The 18,202-nt window shown below is 38.1% G+C and carries 17 protein-coding genes; 5 read left to right on the plus strand and 12 right to left on the minus strand.

Annotated elements, in window-relative coordinates; genetic code table 11:
* Nucleotides 1-51: 51 nt before the first annotated feature.
* The 8 genes from AC52J8_RS07950 to AC52J8_RS07985 form a co-directional block, all read right to left on the minus strand.
* Nucleotides 52-351 (minus strand): cyd operon YbgE family protein, encoded by a 300-nt coding sequence (locus AC52J8_RS07950; RefSeq protein ID WP_086399466.1) that lies wholly within the window; start codon nucleotides 349-351, stop codon nucleotides 52-54.
* Nucleotides 352-453 carry a cytochrome bd-I oxidase subunit CydX gene (gene cydX / locus AC52J8_RS07955; protein ID WP_002120988.1) on the minus strand — a complete coding sequence of 34 codons (102 nt, stop codon included), beginning with the start codon at nucleotides 451-453 and terminating at the stop codon, nucleotides 352-354.
* A gap of 10 nt (nucleotides 454-463) precedes the next feature.
* Nucleotides 464-1,609, minus strand: coding sequence for a cytochrome d ubiquinol oxidase subunit II (gene cydB / locus AC52J8_RS07960; RefSeq protein ID WP_075383910.1), 1,146 nt, complete (start codon nucleotides 1,607-1,609; stop codon nucleotides 464-466).
* A complete protein-coding gene (locus AC52J8_RS07965) occupies nucleotides 1,606-3,192 on the minus strand; it encodes a cytochrome ubiquinol oxidase subunit I (RefSeq protein WP_086399465.1) in 1,587 nt (528 codons plus the stop codon). The genes cydB and AC52J8_RS07965 overlap by 4 nt, the downstream gene beginning before the upstream one ends.
* Nucleotides 3,192-3,386 carry a cytochrome oxidase putative small subunit CydP gene (cydP, locus tag AC52J8_RS07970; RefSeq protein ID WP_005073962.1) on the minus strand — a complete coding sequence of 65 codons (195 nt, stop codon included), beginning with the start codon at nucleotides 3,384-3,386 and terminating at the stop codon, nucleotides 3,192-3,194. The genes AC52J8_RS07965 and cydP overlap by 1 nt, the downstream gene beginning before the upstream one ends.
* A 378-nt stretch (nucleotides 3,387-3,764) precedes the next feature.
* Nucleotides 3,765-4,373, minus strand: coding sequence for an OB-fold-containig protein (locus AC52J8_RS07975; protein ID WP_031948524.1), 609 nt, complete (start codon nucleotides 4,371-4,373; stop codon nucleotides 3,765-3,767).
* Between the two features lie 25 nt (nucleotides 4,374-4,398).
* The gene (locus AC52J8_RS07980) at nucleotides 4,399-4,707 is read right to left on the minus strand and encodes a Rieske (2Fe-2S) protein (protein ID WP_002121079.1); all 309 of its coding nucleotides are present in this window, start codon (nucleotides 4,705-4,707) and stop codon (nucleotides 4,399-4,401) included.
* Nucleotides 4,708-4,723: 16 nt separating this feature from the next.
* Nucleotides 4,724-5,728: an adenosine kinase gene (locus AC52J8_RS07985; protein ID WP_086399464.1), complete on the minus strand. Its 1,005-nt coding sequence runs from the start codon at nucleotides 5,726-5,728 to the stop codon at nucleotides 4,724-4,726.
* 380 nt (nucleotides 5,729-6,108) lie between these two features.
* Between AC52J8_RS07985 and AC52J8_RS07990 the strand changes: the two genes are divergently transcribed.
* Nucleotides 6,109-9,048: an insulinase family protein gene (locus AC52J8_RS07990; protein WP_057062684.1), complete on the plus strand. Its 2,940-nt coding sequence runs from the start codon at nucleotides 6,109-6,111 to the stop codon at nucleotides 9,046-9,048.
* 21 nt (nucleotides 9,049-9,069) lie between these two features.
* Entirely contained in the window at nucleotides 9,070-10,221 is a 1,152-nt protein-coding gene (locus AC52J8_RS07995) for a phospholipase A (RefSeq protein ID WP_002120916.1), read from the plus strand.
* Nucleotides 10,222-10,258: 37 nt separating this feature from the next.
* Here AC52J8_RS07995 and AC52J8_RS08000 read toward each other — a convergent pair whose 3' ends face one another.
* From AC52J8_RS08000 to ilvA, 3 genes are all read right to left on the minus strand, one after another.
* Nucleotides 10,259-11,596: a TrkH family potassium uptake protein gene (locus tag AC52J8_RS08000; protein ID WP_069140599.1), complete on the minus strand. Its 1,338-nt coding sequence runs from the start codon at nucleotides 11,594-11,596 to the stop codon at nucleotides 10,259-10,261.
* Nucleotides 11,597-11,614: 18 nt separating this feature from the next.
* Nucleotides 11,615-12,265: a potassium channel family protein gene (locus tag AC52J8_RS08005; RefSeq protein ID WP_086399462.1), complete on the minus strand. Its 651-nt coding sequence runs from the start codon at nucleotides 12,263-12,265 to the stop codon at nucleotides 11,615-11,617.
* Nucleotides 12,266-12,417: 152 nt separating this feature from the next.
* Nucleotides 12,418-13,965, minus strand: coding sequence for a threonine ammonia-lyase, biosynthetic (gene ilvA, locus AC52J8_RS08010; RefSeq protein WP_014206951.1), 1,548 nt, complete (start codon nucleotides 13,963-13,965; stop codon nucleotides 12,418-12,420).
* Nucleotides 13,966-14,066: 101 nt separating this feature from the next.
* Between ilvA and rpiA the strand changes: the two genes are divergently transcribed.
* On the plus strand, nucleotides 14,067-14,738 hold the full coding sequence (gene rpiA, locus AC52J8_RS08015) for a ribose-5-phosphate isomerase RpiA (RefSeq protein WP_000061060.1): 672 nt from the start codon (nucleotides 14,067-14,069) through the stop codon (nucleotides 14,736-14,738).
* Nucleotides 14,738-15,418 (plus strand): YgjP family zinc-dependent metalloprotease, encoded by a 681-nt coding sequence (locus AC52J8_RS08020; RefSeq protein ID WP_086399461.1) that lies wholly within the window; start codon nucleotides 14,738-14,740, stop codon nucleotides 15,416-15,418. Before rpiA ends, AC52J8_RS08020 begins: the two co-directional genes overlap by 1 nt.
* On the opposite strand, the gene AC52J8_RS08025 is transcribed toward AC52J8_RS08020, so the two are convergent.
* Complete coding sequence (locus tag AC52J8_RS08025; RefSeq protein WP_032003781.1) at nucleotides 15,415-16,935, minus strand: hypothetical protein; 1,521 nt, start codon at nucleotides 16,933-16,935, stop codon at nucleotides 15,415-15,417. The two genes, AC52J8_RS08020 and AC52J8_RS08025, sit on opposite strands and share 4 nt — an antisense overlap.
* A 184-nt stretch (nucleotides 16,936-17,119) precedes the next feature.
* Between AC52J8_RS08025 and argC the strand changes: the two genes are divergently transcribed.
* Nucleotides 17,120-18,175: an N-acetyl-gamma-glutamyl-phosphate reductase gene (argC, locus tag AC52J8_RS08030; protein ID WP_086399460.1), complete on the plus strand. Its 1,056-nt coding sequence runs from the start codon at nucleotides 17,120-17,122 to the stop codon at nucleotides 18,173-18,175.
* Nucleotides 18,176-18,202: the final 27 nt, after the last annotated feature.

The following is an 18,202-nucleotide window of genomic DNA, read 5'->3' on the forward strand; positions in this document are numbered from 1 at the left end:
CCTATTAATTTAATCGAAATGAAAAAAGACCTCAGATGAGGTCTTTTTGATTTAGGTTAGGAACCAAATGTAATAGCCTAAAAGTATGAGAGGCCAAGCCACCCACGGGCTAAATAGCCATTTCCATAACCAGAAGTTGGGTACGAAACCCACTCCGTAAATAAAGCCACCAGAAATACCAATCATGACCAGCATAAGCTGGCTATGATTGTAGTGCCCATTAGCATCTAGCATGAGTGAAGGGTAAACCAACAAAATTGCAGCAAGGGGCAATGCCAACAGAAAAGAAAGGGCCATTGCAAATGCTTGAGCTTTTCGATGATTTGATGCTGTCATTGCTTTTGCCATCATTTATTCCTCATCTAAATCTTGATGATGTTCGATATAAAGCGCGCTGAGTACACCCGCAAAACATGCCATCAAAATGCCTAGGATCCATGCGAAATACCACATAGTCTTCTCCTTAATACAAGCTATGCGAGTTTGACTCGATATGTTTGTTAGTGATGACTCCCCACATTTTGTAATAAGACCAACTGGTATAGATCAAAATAAGAGGAACAAAAATGCAGGCAGCAACTGTCATAACGCCTAAAGTAAGGTGACTTGATACAGCATCCCACATCGTCAAGCTAGAGTTAGGATTGATACTAGATGGAAGTAGGAATGGGAATAGGGCAAAACCAGCAGTTAAAATTGCTCCTACAATCATTAAACTTGTACCAGTAAAACTTAGACCTGCTTTTGCTTTTGAAGATGCAAAAATTGCAATGATTGCGCCTAATATGGCAAGAACAGGGGCAACTTTAGTAATTGGATAGGTGCTGTAATTGTTCATCCAACCTGGATTGCTATTGGTAACCACTTCTTTAGCTAAAGGGTTAAGCGCAGCATTTGGATCTATAGCAACAGCATAGCTATAACCTGGCACTTGCCCAAAATACAGCCATGCTCCAATTACAAAGAAACAAATTAAAAAGATAATTGCCATAATTTGAGTGGCTTTGGCAGAGCGTTGTTTTAAAGCTTCATCAGTACGTAGCATGAGCCATGCACCGCCATGTGCACACAGCATAGACAGACTTACCACACCGCAAACTAGAGCAAAGGGGTTAAGAAGGGCAAAAAAGCTGCCTGTATATTCAGAGCGTAATGTGCTATCTAAACTGAAAGGAATACCTAAAAACAAATTACCGAAAGCCACACCAAACACAAGCGCTGGAACAGCACCACCGATGCATAGACCCCAGTCCCAAGAGTTACGCCATTTGGTATTTTCAAGTTTAGAGCGATAATCGAAACCTACGGGTCTTAGGAAAAGTGCAAATAGAACTAACAAGAGTGCCCAGTACATGCCTGAGAAAGCGACTGAGTAAACCATTGGCCATGCAGCAAATAGTGCACCACCTGCCGTAATAAACCAGACCTGATTACCATCCCAGTGTGGGGCAATTGTATTGATTGCAGCACGGCGTTCGCTATCGGTTTTTCCAACGAAAGGCATGAGAGCCATAGACCCCATATCAAAGCCATCGGTAAGTGCGAAGCCTATGAGTAGTACACCAACTAACACCCACCAAATGATTTTTAATAATTCATATTCAATCATGATAAGGCCTTCCTATTAACAGCTGCTTTCGGTTCTTGCTTTTCAAAATGATATTTGCCAGTGTGTAGAGAGCTTGGTCCTAAGCGAGCAAATTTGATCATTAAATACATTTCAATAATCAAAAGAGCAGTGTAGAACGCTGCTAGCGCAATAATCGAACCCCATACGTCACCAGTACTTAAACTAGAAGTAGAGAGGTGGGTTGGTAGAATTTCACCAATTGACCATGGTTGACGACCGCCTTCAGCTACATACCAACCAGTTTGTGCAGCAATCCAAGGAAGCGGAAGAGCAAACAATGCATATTTCAGGAGCCAAGGTTTATTTTCAGCATTTCTTTTTGCTACAGCCCAAGTTGCTAAAATGAAGAGTAATAGCATTAAGAAACCTGAGGCAACCATTGCGCGGAAAGAGAAAAATAGCGCTGTAACATTTGGAACAGTATCTTTTACAGCAGCTTTAATATTTTGCTCGCTTGCATCAACTACATTGGGTGCATATTTCTTAAGAAGTAGGCCATAACCTAAATCTTTTTGATTTTTTTCAAAAGAGGCTAATAACTCTGGTGAGCGATCACCTGCACGTAATTTTTCAAGTTCAGCGTAGGCAAGCATACCGTTGCGAATACGAACTTCATGCTGTTGCATTAGATCTTTAAGACCAGTAACTTCTTTGGTTGTTGAACGAGTTGCAATTAAACCTAATGCATATGGAATTTTAACTGCGTAATCTGTCCGCATCTCTTCATGGTTTGGTACACCAAACAAAGTAAACGGAGCAGGAGCAGGATGAGTATCCCATTCGGCTTCGATCGCAGCGAGTTTAGTTTTTTGAACATCACCGAGTTCATAGCCAGATTCATCACCTAACAAAATCACTGAAAGTGTAGAGGCAAGACCGAAAATGGCAGCAATTGCAAATGAGCGACGGGCGAAAGGAAGGTCACGTTTTTTAAGTAAGTAATAGCTTGAAATGGCAAGTACAAAAATTGCACCAGTTACATAACCCGCAGAAACGGTATGTACGAATTTTACCTGAGCTACAGGGTTAAAGATAAGCGCGCCGAAATCAACTAATTCCATACGCATCGTTTCGAAGTTAAATGCAGCACCTACAGGGTTTTGCATCCAACCATTCGCCACTAAAATCCAAAGTGCTGACATGTTGGACCCGAGAGCGACTAACCATGTTACGCCTAGATGCTGAACCTTACTTAAACGGTCCCATCCGAAGAAGAATAAACCAATAAATGTAGACTCAAGAAAGAATGCCATAAGGCCTTCAATTGCTAATGGAGCACCAAAAATATCACCTACATAGTGTGAGTAATAAGCCCAGTTTGTTCCAAATTGGAACTCCATTGTTAAGCCAGTTGTTACCCCTAAAGCAAAGTTAATACCAAATAATTTTCCCCAAAATTTAGTCATATCTTTGTAAATTTCTTTACCAGAAATGACATAAGTGGTTTCCATGATGGCAAGGATAAATGCCAAACCTAGAGTTAAAGGGACGAAAAGAAAGTGATACATTGCGGTCATCGCAAATTGAAACCGCGAAAGATCAACCACGCTTTCAGAAATCATCAACGTGTCTCCTTAATGTGGGAAATGTTATCGCCAGCAATATGCTCGGCGACCTGATTGTCAAAATTTTTGGGGATGGTGGGAGCATCAAACCAAATATGTTTGATCGTTAAGAGGAGCACTATTTTTATTATTAGAATAATAGTGATTTCTTTAACTAAACGACCATTAAGATTTTTAAAATTAAGGCTCATAAATTAAACCTAATTTGATATTATTTTTATTATTAATCAAAATATAATAAAAATAAACATTAAATATGCTTTAAATGAATATTTAAATAATTAATTTATATAAAACAAATACTTAATATTTTAAAATAAATACCATACTAAAATAGTTTGAATTAATTATTAAATCCTACTAAAACACTTGTAAATAAAAATATTAAGTTGATTAAAATGGTTTGTTTTAATTTAATGTCGACCAAAATGGTTGTATATTATATTTATAAATTATATTTCAAACTAAAATAGTTGGAATAATAAATAATTAATTAAAAAGAAAATAATAAAATATAGGCGTAATAAAGCCTGCTAAAAGCAGTAAGTGAATAGAATAATAGTAAGAATTTAATCGGGAGCGAAAAGATCGTTTGATACAGAAATTTTCTTGGCTACATAATGGCTTTTATGCACTCTGACAAGGATAACTTGAGAATATAATTCGAGTTCGCCGTATTCTGGTTCGACTTGAACGTAATGTAGCTGGCCGAATTCATCACGCACACGCGCTTGGGCAGAAAACCCAGGTCTGGCATTACCACTAGAAATGGTTGCTAATCGTCCTAAAAGATTATAGTTTGTATGAGTAAGCTTTGGTTTAATTACTTGGTCAAGGCAGTGAATCATGAACACAGTAAAAAAGATTGCGATGACAAGAGCTGGGACGATTAAATAAAATGGTGAAATAAAATAATGCTGGATTGCAAAGAAAGAGAGCTGTAAAAAATAGCCTGCAAAACTAAAATTGATAAGTAAAAAAACGAAAATTAAAGCTTTAGAAAATTTAACGTTAAGTAGTGGCGAGTTAGAAAGCCAAACAGGCGCAATTTTTTTGAGTAATTGACTTGGACGAAGTCCAATATACATACCAATGGTTTCTACCACGCTGAGTAATATCAAAGCCACTACACTTAAGTGAAATGGCATAAGATAATAATTGAAAAAGAAATCAGCCATGGCAGAAACTCTAATGTTGATCGCTTCAGTCTACGATATAGATACCGCCATCTGAATGTACTTTAATCTCAACTTTATTTAAAAAATCACCTAAACATGGTCCTGAGATACATTCGCCTGTTTCCACAGTGAATAAAGCACCATGGGTAGAACATTGAATATATTCTTGGTCTTGATCAAGAAATTGATTTTCTAAATATTCAAGCTCTGTTTGCAAGTGAGGGCATAAGTTTTGATAAGCATAGAATGCGCCATCACGTTGTGTAATGAAAATAGTAGTTCCTTGTAAAGTGTCAAAAGCTCTAGCTTCACGCTCAGGAACTTCTTCCGTCATACAGATCCTTTCCATTTCAAGCACATTCCTTCTGAAAATTTTCAAGAAGTTTAGCATAATCATTAATCGCTAAACGTGGGCCAAATTGAGAAACAACTTCACTAGAAATTAAGACAGCTAACTGTGCAGCAGCATTCAAATCTTGATGATGGTTTAGGGCGTATAGGAATGCGCCTGCAAATGCATCACCCGCACCATTGGTATCAACGGCTTCTACATGACGGCCTGCCACATGGAAATGTTGAGTAGAGTTAGAAACTAAAGCACCTTTAGCACTTTGTGTAATGACTACTGTATGATTTTTAAAACGTAATTGAGCAAGAGCATCTTCAACAGTTGTTGTATTTGTATACATTAAGGCTTCTTGTTCATTACAAAATAGTAAATCTACGCCATCATCCATGAGCTCTTCTAAGCCTTCGCGAGCGTATTGCACCATGGCAGGATCCGAAAGAGATAAAGCAATCTTAACGCCATTTTCTTTTGCAATTTCTCTGGCTTGTTTTACAGCTTTGCGCGCTGTTTCACTTGTAGAAAGATAACCTTCAATATAAAGCCATTTTGCTGTTTTTAATGGTTCAAAGTCGATTTGATCTTGAGAAAGTTCAGCAGTGATGCCCAAATAAGTATGCATTGTACGTTCAGAGTCAGGACTAATGAGGACCATGCAGGTACCTGTCACGCCTTCACTGATTGATTTTGGAGTGGTTTGGATGCCAGCTTCATTTAAACCTTGCAGATAAATTGAACCCAAATCATCGTTACCAACGCGGCAACCATAAAAAGCAGTTCCACCTAATGCACTAAAGGCTACAGTAGTATTCGCAGCAGAACCACCACTTGCTTGACCTTTGTAATCTTGATGCTGTTTTAACTCTGCATAAAGAGCAGATTGAGTGTCGCCATCGGACAACTGCATTGTGCCTTTTTGCAAGCCTTGCTGACTAAGAAAATCATCAGACACTTTAAATTCTTGGTCGATTAATGCATTACCAATTGCAAAAAGATCTACAGTTGCCATATGTGTTGTCACAAAATAAAAAATCAGGTTGCTAAGTTTACACCATTGCTTGGATTTGCTGTAGTTTGTTGAATAAAATTCAGTTAAATCAAAAATTAGTGGAAAAATATTATTGTGTGAATATCTTTAGATACGAAGATAGATCATTGAGATAAAATTGATAAGCTTTTTTATTCAATATCTATCATATACATAGAATTAAAAGCTTTTGTTCTGGTAGGATAAAATATTCATGGCTATGTGCTTGATATCAAAGCTATGCCTATGAAAACTAATACTCAACAAAAACATAGTATTTTACTTGGCTTTTGTTCGCCAATCTCAAGCTGACTCAGGCTATAATGAGACTTATTCACTTATCCGATATGTTAGGAGATCACATGACTGTAGATGTCACTGAAACCATTTCTCAAACTGTTCACCCTGCGTTTCAGTTGCTACGTCAGCACCATGTAGAAGCATTAGATATTTTAGTGTCTGAATATAAGCATAAAGTCACAGGTGCGGTGCATTATCACTTGGCAACTGATTATGATGAAAATGTATTTCTTGTTGCTTTTAGAACCCAGCCTATGGACTCTAAAGGCACGGCACATATTTTAGAACATACGGCTTTGTGTGGATCTGAAAAGTTTCCGGTACGTGATCCATTCTTTTTAATGATTCGTCGTTCTTTAAATACTTTTATGAACGCATTTACAGCAGCAGATTGGACAGCTTATCCATTCGCTACTCAAAATAAAAAAGATTTTCAAAACTTACTTTCTGTTTATCTTGATGCGGCATTTGCTGCCAATTTGAATCCACTTGATTTTGCTCAAGAAGGTATTCGTATTGAACTTGAAAATGGTCAACCTGTATATAAAGGTGTTGTTTTTAATGAAATGAAAGGTGCAATGAGTGCGCCGTCTGATCAGCTTTATCATCAGTTGGCTCATCATTTATTTCCTGAAACGACCTATCATTACAACTCAGGTGGTGATCCGAAAGATATTCCTGATTTAACGTATGAGCAGTTAGTCGATTTTTATAAAGTACATTACCACCCAAGCAATGCTGTATTCATGACCTTTGGTAATCAGACAGCATATGAACTACAAGAGCAGTTTGAAAAACTAGCTCTACACAAGTTTTCTGCGGGAACAACTTTATATTCTAAGCCTGAAAAACGTTTAGCTGCACCAATTGAAGTAACAGAGAACTACGGTGTTGATAGTGATGATTTAAAAGATAAAACTTATCATGTTCTATCTTGGTTATTACCAGAAGCAAATGACATTAAATTGCGTTTAGGAATGCGTTTAGTCGAAGGAATTTTATTAGAAAATTCGGCTTCGCCACTTCGTCATTACTTAGAAACTTGTGGTTATGCTCAATCTACAGGTCCATTAATGGGCGTAGACGATAGTAATTTTGAAATGACTTTCTACTGTGGTGTTCAAGGTTCAAATCCTGAACATGCGCAAAGCTTTAGGGATGGTGTTTTAAATATTCTGCGTGATGTTGCTGCAAAACCAATTGATAGTAATTTAGTCGATGCAATTTTGCATCAAATCGAGTTACATCAACGTGAAATTAATGGTGATGGTACACCGTATGGTTTAAGTCTAATTTTAAATGGCTTAAGTGGTGCGATTCACCATAATGATCCAATCCAAATTTGGGATGTTGACAGCGCAATTGCACAAGTTAAAGAAGAGTTGAAAGACCCAATGTGGTTATCAAATCTGATTCAAACACATTTGCTCGACAACCCTCATCGCGTACAAATGACTTTAGTTCCAGACCCGACCAAGTCTGTAAAAGAGCAGGAAGCGGAAAAAGCTCGTTTAGCGGCTATTGGTGAAAAGCTAACAGATGCTGATAAGGCTGAAATCATTGCTAAGACTAAGGCTTTAGAGGAACGTCAGGACACTCCTGATAATCTTGAGTTATTGCCAAAAGTAGGTTTGGAAGATGTACCTGCTGACTTGCATATTGTGCAAGGTCAGTTACGCGAAATTATTTGTAATCGTATGGATACGCCGTTGAACTTGTACCATGCGGGTACTAACGGCATTTACTATCAACAAGTACTTATCCAGATCCCTGAAGATATTGTGAAGTCACCTTACTTCAATTTGCTTTCTATTTTGATGGGTGAAGTGGGTGCAGGCGAATATGGCTATCTTGAACTACAAAACTTGCAAACCGCTGTAAGTGGTGGTTTAGGAATGGGCGCTTCTTTACGTAGTAAAGTTGATGATAAAGATAAAATTAGTGCTTGGCTGACTTTAACGACTAAATCGTTGACTCAGAAATTTGATGCAATTCATTTATTAAAATTAGCATTTGAACAGCTCCGATTTGATGAGAAAGAACGAATTATCGAGTTACTGCAACAACGTAAAACACGTTGGCAATCTCGTTTATCTGGTTCAGGTCACAGCTATGCGATGCAGATTGCTTCTCGTAACATGAGTGCCCTGGCTCAACGTGACTATCAAAACACGGGTTTAGGTGCATTGAATTGGTTGGGTGAGCTTGTTACTAAAATTACCCAAGATGATGCCGCTTACGATGAGCTGATTGCAGAATTAAAACGTATTCATAGTAAGTTGTTGCAAGCACCTAAACAGTTCTTACTAGTGTGTGAAGAACATCAATCTGAACGTTTGGTTGAAGAAATCCAGAATGTTTGGGATAAGTTGAATGTTGATACAGCTACAACTGAGTTAACTCAAGTAGAACAAGCTAATGATAATAATCATGAAGCATGGTTAATTCAGGCAAACGTTCAATTCTGTGCGTCTGCATATCAAGCCGTAGAAGTATCACATCCAGATGCGGCTCCATTAATGGTATTGGCAGCTTATTTACGTAACGGATTCTTGCACAGTGCTATCCGTGAAAAAGGTGGTGCTTATGGTGGCGGCGCTAGTTATGATGGAAACGCTTGTTCATTCCGTTTCTTTAGCTACCGTGACCCACGTTTAGCAGAGACGTTTAAAGACTTTGAAGCAAGCGTGCAATGGTTATTAAATACAGAGCAACAACCTCATCAGCTTGAAGAAGCAATTCTTGGTTTAGTGGCAAGTATGGATAAACCAGGCTCTCCAGCAGGTGAAGCGATTACAGCATGTTATGCATTGTTGCATGCGAGAACACCAGCTTTCCGCCGTACTTTGCGTGAAAGATTGTTGCATGTAACATTGGATGATTTAAAACGTGTTGCTCATCAATATTTAGTAGAGCAAACTCCTGTAAAAGCTGTAGTTGCGCCATTTGCTAAGCGTGATGAATTGCAGCAATTAGGTTTTACTATTCAACAAGTTAATTAAAATAAAAATTGGAGATTGAACATGGCGTTCAAACAATTTGAACGCACATCTTTACAGCTAAGCATGGGAATTGTGCTTAGCTGTTTATGTGCGTCTGTAACATATGCTGATACCTTAGCTCCAGCAAACCCTGCCACAGTTGATGCATGTGTTGCTCTTGCTTCGAATGCCGATCGTCTGGCTTGTTACGACTCTGTATTTAAGCCAGCAGCTCTACCTGTTGTGCAAGCTGCGGTAGTACCTGAGCCTGTTAAAAAAATCGATCAGCCTGCTGTTCAACCAGAAACATTTAAAGAGAAGGTTGTAGATACAGTCAGTAATATTAAAGTGATTGGTAAAGCGCCTACACTTGAGCCTACTACTTCTTTGCTAGATCAACGTTGGGAGTTATCTGAAAAAAGTAAACTCGGTGTTTGGAATATTCGTGCTTATCAGCCAGTCTATTTACTACCTGTATTTTGGACTAGTGATAAGAATGAATTCCCGAGTAGTCCAAATCCAAATAACACTGTAACGGATGCTCAGAATCTGAAATCAACAGAAAGTAAGTTTCAGATTTCTTTGAAAACCAAAGCTTGGGAAAATATTTTTGGAAATAATGGTGATTTGTGGGTAGGGTATACACAATCTTCACGTTGGCAGACATTCAATGCTGAAGAATCTCGCCCATTCCGTGAAACGAACTATGAGCCAGAAGCAAGTTTAATGTTTAGAACGAACTATGAATTGCTTGGTTTAGATGGGCGTTTGCTTGGAGTTACCTTAAACCATCAGTCAAATGGTCGTTCAGATCCATTGTCTCGTAGCTGGAACCGTGTAATTTTTAATGTTGGATTGGAGCGTGGTAATTTTGCTTTAATGCTTCGTCCATGGATTCGTCTTGAAGAAGATAGTAAAGATGATAATAACCCGGATATGGAAGATTACATCGGCCGTGGTGATTTAACAGCGTTTTATAAGTGGAAGCAGAATGATTTCTCTTTAATGCTGCGTCATTCATTGAAAGGTGGTGATGACTCTCATGGTGCTGTGCAATTTGATTGGGCTTTTCCAATCAGTGGCAAGTTACGCGGACATTTCCAGTTGTTTAACGGTTATGGTGAAAGCTTGATTGATTATAACCATCGAGCAACTTATGCTGGTTTGGGTGTATCGCTCTTGAATTGGTACTAAAACACTATAAAAAGCCGCTTTTAAAGCGGCTTTTTTATTATCCAATTTGAATGTTGGCTTGAGGGTGTTTAAGTCGACTCTTTTTTGGAGTGGCAATTAAGTAGGCGAGTGTTAATGGTCCAAGTCGTCCAGCAAACATGAGTAGGCTTAAAATGAATAAACTACCATTATGTAAATCTGGTGTGATTCCACGAGAGAGGCCCACTGTACATGCGGCAGAAACAACCTCAAAAAGCAAATTCATAAAATCTGCTTTAGGCTCTAAAAGCAAAAGAATAAAGAAGCCCATGAAGATGAGGATGCTCGTAATAGCAGTTACCGCTAATGCTTTATAGGTCGTTTCGTGAGATACAGAGTGATTAAATATTCTAATTTCATCTGTACGGCGTAAAAATGAAATTACACTAAGTACTAAAATGACAAAGGTTCCAACTTTGATTCCACCCGCTGTACTCAGTGAACCACCACCAATAAACATCAGTAACATCATTAGTAATGAGCTACTGTTGGTCATTGCACCTGTATCAATGGTATTAAAGCCTGAAGATCGTGGAACTGTTGCCTGAAACCAAGCGTTTAATGCTTGTTCACCTGAGTTTAACATCCCTAAAGTCGCGGGATTTTGAGCTTCTAAGACCCATATTAAAATAAACGCAACTAGGTTAATAATTGCAATAGTGGTAAGAATAAGTTTGCTATTTGGCGTTAGTTTTTTCCATCTTTTGTTTTGCTTAATATCCATGAGTACTAAAAAACCAAGACCACCTAAGGTATAAAGGATGCTAATGGTTATACAAATAATATAGTTACTTTGAAAATTCATTAAGCTATTTGAAAATAATGAAAAACCAGCATTATTAAATGAGGAAATACTGTAAAAAGCTGCATAATATAAACCGCGTGCAAACCCATATGTTGGTGCAAAAGCGGCGGTAAGAATAACTGTACCAATCAACTCAAAAATAAGGGTGTAAGTGACAACTCCTTTAGCAACAAAAGTAACTTTTGATAGGCTTGTTTGCCCGAGACTATCTTGAGCCATCATTTGCTGTTTAAGACCAACTTTTGGTGACAAACTTAATGCGGCCAATATCGCAAAAGTCATAAAACCCAAACCGCCAGACTGGATCAGTAATAAAATAATAGTTTGCCCGAAGAGGGTAAAAGATTCATGAATATTTAAAACAGATAGACCGGTAATTGTAACTGCTGAGGTGGCTGTAAAAAGCGCATCCATCCAACTGACATTGCCTGTATTCGCAAATGGCAATTTAAGTAATAAAGTGCCAAAAGTAATAAAGCCTAAAAACCCTAGCGCTAAAAGTGAAGGAGGGCTTAAATTTAACGTTTTATGAGGCTTGGGATATATGGACATATTCTAGAGTTCGTTTTCTTATAAGAAGCAATTAGAAAGTTTCTTTAACTGTGATAAATGACCTTCTAAAATAAGAATATCATGTGTTTGCAAAGTGAAATTTTCTTCAGTGTCAAACAAAATTTGCTGCTGTCTTTTCACGAGCAATGTTTTGACTTGAGGCGCTTGCTGCATAATGCCATATAAATTGATGCCATTAAGCCTATCTGGGATTTCAATTTTGATAATGTAATGATCATCTTCTAAAGACATATAGCGGCTTACCATAGGGTAGTTCAGAGCTTGAGCAACTCTTACGCCCATATCTTCTTCAGGATGAATAATCTTATTGATATTAAGGTGTGACAAAATGGTGTGATGAGCTTTGGTTTTTGCTTTTACCCAAATTTTATCAATTCCTAAATTTTTTAAGTTCAACACACACAAAATACTGGCTTCAATATCTTCACCAATTGCGACTACAACAGCATCACAATTTTGGATATTCAATTCGTCAAGCACATGTTCGTCAGTAGCATCAGCAATGACGGCATGAGTTAAAACGTCGGCAAGATTTTCGACATTCTTTTTTACCGTATCGATGCCAATAACATCATGATTCAATTTTGTGAGTTCTTGAGCAACTGTTGCTCCAAAACTACCTAAGCCAATGACTGCAAACTGTGCCATGTTGTTCCTTTTTTCTGAGTTAGATCATTATTTTTAAGGATATTTTCTTTAAGATAAAGAGAAGCAATGTAAAGATGCTAGAAATATAAAAAGAATTGTATAAAAAAAGCCGACAACTATGTCTATGTCGGCTTCCTCATCAAAACTAAAGATTATTTCAAGAAACGTTTATAGCCAACATTATCAGTAATTTCTGCATACGGATAATTAATCTGCTCGAGTGTCTCAATCAATCCATCAGGGTTTTGTTTAGCATCGGTTGCTTGTAAGCCAACTAAAACACGACCTTCTGCTGCACCATGGTTACGGTAATGGAAGAGGGTAATGTTGTGAGTTGGACCTAAACGAGTTAAGAATGTTAAGAGGGCGCCTGGACGTTCAGGGAACTCAACACGGAACAATCTTTCATCATCTAGATTTGCGTGACCACCAATTAAATAACGAATATGTAATTTGGCAACTTCATCGTCAGAAAGGTCATCTACAATATAATCTTGCTGTTTTAATTGTTCCAAAATTTCATGGCGCTCTGCATCTCCACCTTTTAAACTAATACCGACGAATACTTGTGCTTCCTCTGTATTGTTTGCTCGGTAGTTAAACTCAGTAATATTGCGGCCTTGTAAAGCACGGCAGAAGCCTAAGAATGCGCCTTTTTCTTCAGATAAGGTAACTGCATAAATCGCTTCGCGTTGCTCACCTAACTCGGTACGCTCAGCAATATAACGGAGGCGGTCAAAATTCATATTGGCGCCGCACACAATCGATACCATATTTTTATTACTGATTTTATGTTCGTGAATATATTTTTTGATACCCGCTAATGCCATTGCTCCAGAAGGTTCAACAATGCTGCGGTTTTCATCAAATGTGTCTTTAATTGCTGCACAGATTTCATCTGTATTCACAGTCACAATATCAGGATCAACAATCGGTCCTGAGTTATCAGATTTGCGCAAACGAATAATATCAAATGGTAAAGCACCAATTTGGGCAACAGCTGTACCATCTGCAAATAGGCCTACATGTGGCAAAATTACACGTTCATTTGCTTCTAAAGCTGCCTTTAAACAAGCAGACTCTTCATATTCAACGCCAATAACTTTTACATGCGGTGCAACTTCTCCAAGGTAAGCTGCTACGCCTGAAATAAGACCACCACCACCTACGGCAACAAACACGTACTCTACATCACGCCATTGACGTAAAATTTCATTGGCAATTGTGCCTTGACCTGCAATGACAAGTTCATCGTCATAAGGTGGAATAAATACAAGACCTTCAACTTCTGCACGTTGTTGAGCATATTTATTTGCGATATCAAAGCTATCGCCATGTAATACGACTTGACCACCTAAGCGTTTAACAGCCTGAACTTTAATGTCAGGTGTTGTGCTCGGCATAACAATAATAGCGGGAATTCCTAATCTTTGTCCTGACAAAGCTACGCCTTGAGCATGGTTACCAGCAGAGGCGCAAATTACTCCGCGTTCAAGTTGTTCTTTAGGTAATTGACTAATACGGTTATAGGCACCGCGTAATTTAAAAGAAAAAACGGGTTGTAAATCTTCACGCTTAAAACGAATTGTATTGTTTAATTTTTGACTAATTCGTGGAGCTGCTTCGAGAGGTGTTTCAATTGCAACATCATAAACCGTTGCTTGTAAAATTTGTCGTACCACACGAGACAGCATGTTCATCTTCCCTATAACAGTTTAAAATAGGAAATTATTGTAGCAAACCCTTGTGCATTTGCGCCGTTTATTGGCGCATAAATGTCAAAAAATAGTTGAGTGATGTAATGAGCCTATATGCAACCCAAGATGAAAAGAAACAAGCTGCTGCGAAAGCTGCTTTAAAACACTTACCCAAAGGTGGCATTTTGGGTGTTGGGACTGGAAGTACCGTAAATTTTCTAATTGATTTATTACCTGAATTACAATTAGAAGCAGCTGTGGCAAGTTCTCAAGCAACTGCTGATCGTCTTAAAAAACTTGGTATTGAAGTGGTTGATATGAACCATGTAGGTAGCTTAGATGCCTATGTTGATGGTGCAGATGAGATTGATCGCCATATGCATATGATTAAAGGTGGCGGCGCAGCATTAACTCGTGAAAAAATTGTTGCATCAATCGCTAAGAAATTTGTGTGTATTGTTGATGATTCAAAATGGGTTGATCAACTTGGACGTGATTTTCCACTTCCAGTAGAAGTTATTCCAATGGCGCGTTCGGCTGTAGCTCGTAAATTGGTAAGTTTAGGTGGTGATCCGGTTTATCGTGAGGGTGTAGTTACAGATAACGGTAATGTTATTTTAGATGTATTTAATTTGAACATCTTAAACGCAATTGATTTGGAAAAGACTATCAATAATATCCCAGGTGTTGTGACTAACGGTATTTTTGCGTTAAATCCAGCAACGATCGCAATTGTTGCGACAAATAATGGTATTGAAGAGCGTACAGCACAGTAATGTCTGCAAAAATGCCAGAGATTAAAATCGTTCGACACGTAAGAGCACGAAAATTGCGCTTACGTGTTGAGCCTGCTTCAATCCGTCTTACGGTTCCTTTATTTTGTAGTAAAAAACAAATTCAGCATTTTTTAGCACAATCTGAACAATGGTTAACCGAGACATGGAATAAGCAACAAAACGTCCAATCGGCATCTATTGATATTCCTTCAGAAATTTATTTCTTTAATAAAGAACAGCCATTTCAAGTCGTTGTTCAAAAGCAGCATCGTGTTTTTCAATTCGACTGGGAAAACAATTCTTTATTTATTAAAGACACACAGCCATATTTTGCATTGCAAAACGCAGTTATTGCTTATGCGAAACAAGAATTACCAGAGCTTTTGAAAGAATTAAGTGAGCACACTCAATTGACTTATAGGGAATGCACAATTCGCCGCCCGAAAACTCGGTGGGGAAGTTGTAGTAGTCAGCATAATATTATGCTACATGCAGGTCTGGTGCTTATGTCACATGAAATTGCTCGCTATGTGGCTATTCATGAGTTGGCGCATACTAAACATTTTGACCATAGTCCTGCATTTTGGGCAGAAGTTGAAAAATACGATCCATATTTTCAAAAACACCGCAGACAACTTAAATCAAATCCATTGCCTGCATGGTGGTATGTCTCAAACTAACTAAAACTACATTCTAGTTGTGGTGTTTGTAAGCTATCGGGTGCTTTCCGGCTATCTAAACCTGCTTTAGCACTAATAATCTTATTTGCTTTAATAGATAATTGGATAAAGTTGTATTGTTGCGTCGAGTTATTTGGTTCGGCTGAACTTGAATTGAGTAAATAACTTGAGCTGGCAGCATCTGTTTGCAATAAATTATCGGTACTATCAGCACTTAAAGCAGCACGATAAATTTGTGAGCCTTTACTCAAGTCGATTTGACCGTTCGCACGAAAATTAAGCTGACATCCAGTTGAGGTGTCTTCATAGTGACCCACTAAATAGTCTGTAGCTGGTAGGTTTGGATCTGATAGATTGATGCTGGTTAAGCCTTGTTTGCATGGGTAGGTTGATCCATTACACGTCGCTGTGGTGGTAAACCCAACAGCTCTACGGTAATCTCCAGCACCGTCAATGCGAATGAATGTTGTTGAATTTACAGTAGGAACAATTCCTGTATATTGTTTTTTTTGTAGAAGTTCATAACCCGTCTGATCTAAAGACTGTTGTGAATTAGCCTGAGCCAATTGCAAAGTAGATGCTTTTAGGTTGGTTCCAAAGTAATCGCGCGTTACTTTTTGATTAGCTGCAATATCTAACAGCGTATTTTTTAGTGGATCAATATTATCTGGAGCAGGTGTGAAAATAGGAGTGAAGGATGTTTGATCCCCATGAAGTTTTTTCCCATCCAAAAAGCCATCTTTTAAATCAGTTGCTAAACTTTTAACAAGTTCTTGGTAGGTGTTTGCTCCGCCATGAATCGTTGACCAATATTGTAAGTAACCAAAGCTAAGATAACTATCTACATATGTACTAGGTTTAGTAGTTGAGTATCGCAACAAAGTTAAATTCAGAAGGGAATTAGCTGGACTTAAACTTGGAATGTCAGCATCTTTAAACGCATTCATTAACGATTTGTAGACATCTTGAGAAGCTAAATCTACATGTAATTGCTCAATACGGGTTGGGTCAAACGTTTCTTGAGGGAGTTGTCCTGAACGTATGACAGCTCGTTGATAAACTGCTTCACTGCTTGGGCTAATGAATTGGATTCTGCCACTTACATTGTTTGGTGTAATAAATGCATGATAAATACCTGACAAATTTTGGTATTGTGGAGTAATGGGGTCAAACACTTGAGATGAGCTTTGAGTTGTAATTTCTACGCGATATAAACGATTCAATTTTGCAGTAGGAATTTTGACATTAAAGCTATTTAAACTCGCAATTGAAGTATCCACTAGAACAGCGTTGTTGGTATTGTCATATACTTTAAGCTGGATATTACGCATTTCTACAGGGGTTTTTAAAGTAACATCAGTTGTTGCTTCAGGTGTAGGGTCAACTGGCGTTGGTGTAGTGGGTGAACTGCCTCCACTACTACCTCCACCTCCGCAACCAGTAAGGGCTACACTTAAAATGAATGTGCTCAAGCCAAGGTACGTGCGTAATTTTGTTTCTTTTGATTGATGAAGCATCCTAGCTCTCCAAAAATTAATCTGGTATTTATTTGCTGATATTTATGTGGTTATGACAGTCCAGTAAGTGCTATCTGATTGTCGCTAAAATTAAAAAAATTAAAATTACCAAGCATGAAATGGTTTTGTAAGCTTGGACATCCTGTCATACTACTGCCCAAGTATAGATTCAAAAATTGAGGTAATGCACGTGATTTCTGTCGGAATTGTTGGTGGAACGGGTTATACAGGCGTTGAACTTTTACGTATTCTATTACGACATCCTAAAGCGCAGGTTCGAGTTCTTACTTCACGTACAGAAGCGGGCAAACCAGTTGCAGATATGTTCCCTAATTTACGTGGACATACCGATCTTCAATTTTCAGATTTAAACATTGATGCATTAAAAGAGTGTGATGTTGTATTTTTTGCAACGCCACATGGTGTTGCCATGCAACATGCCAAAGATTTAATTGCAGCTGGAACTAAAGTTATTGATTTAGCAGCAGACTTTCGCTTACAAGATCTTGAACAATTTGAAAAATGGTATGGCATGGAACATGCTTGTCCAGATGTACTAAAAGATTCTGTATATGGTCTAACTGAGTTAAACCGCGAAAAAATTAAACAAGCTCAAGTTATCGGTAACCCTGGTTGCTATCCGACGACTGTTCAATTAGGTTTAGCGCCACTATTAAAATCAGCACAAGCCCTGATTGAAACAAAAAATATTATTATTGATGCCAAATCCGGTGTTTCTGGTGCTGGTCGTAAAGCAAGTTTGGGCATGATTTATAGTGAAAACGCTGATAACTTTAAAGCATATGGTGTTGCAGGTCATCGTCACCATCCAGAAATTGTAGAAGCCTTAGAGAATATTGCAGGACAAAAGGGCGGGTTTGATGGACTCTTATTTATTCCTCATCTAGTACCTATGATTCGCGGTATGCTGAGTACAATTTATGTAGATTTGACAGAAGCTGGTAAGCAGACAGACTTACAAGCTTTGTATGAAAACTTCTATGCTAATGAAAAATTCGTAGATGTTATGCCTGCAAATAGTTCACCTGAAACACGTAGTGTACGCGGTGCAAATGAACTTCGTATTGCATTATATAAACCACAACCAAATAAACTGATTATTTTGGCGGCTCAAGATAACCTTGTAAAAGGTGCATCTGGTCAGGCTGTACAAAATATGAACCTTATGTTTGGCTTTAATGAAGATGAAGGCTTACAAGGGATTGGTTTATTACCATAAAAAACTCTTTTTTGCTTCACACACATT

Source organism: Acinetobacter sp. S-1, from assembly GCF_059579785.1.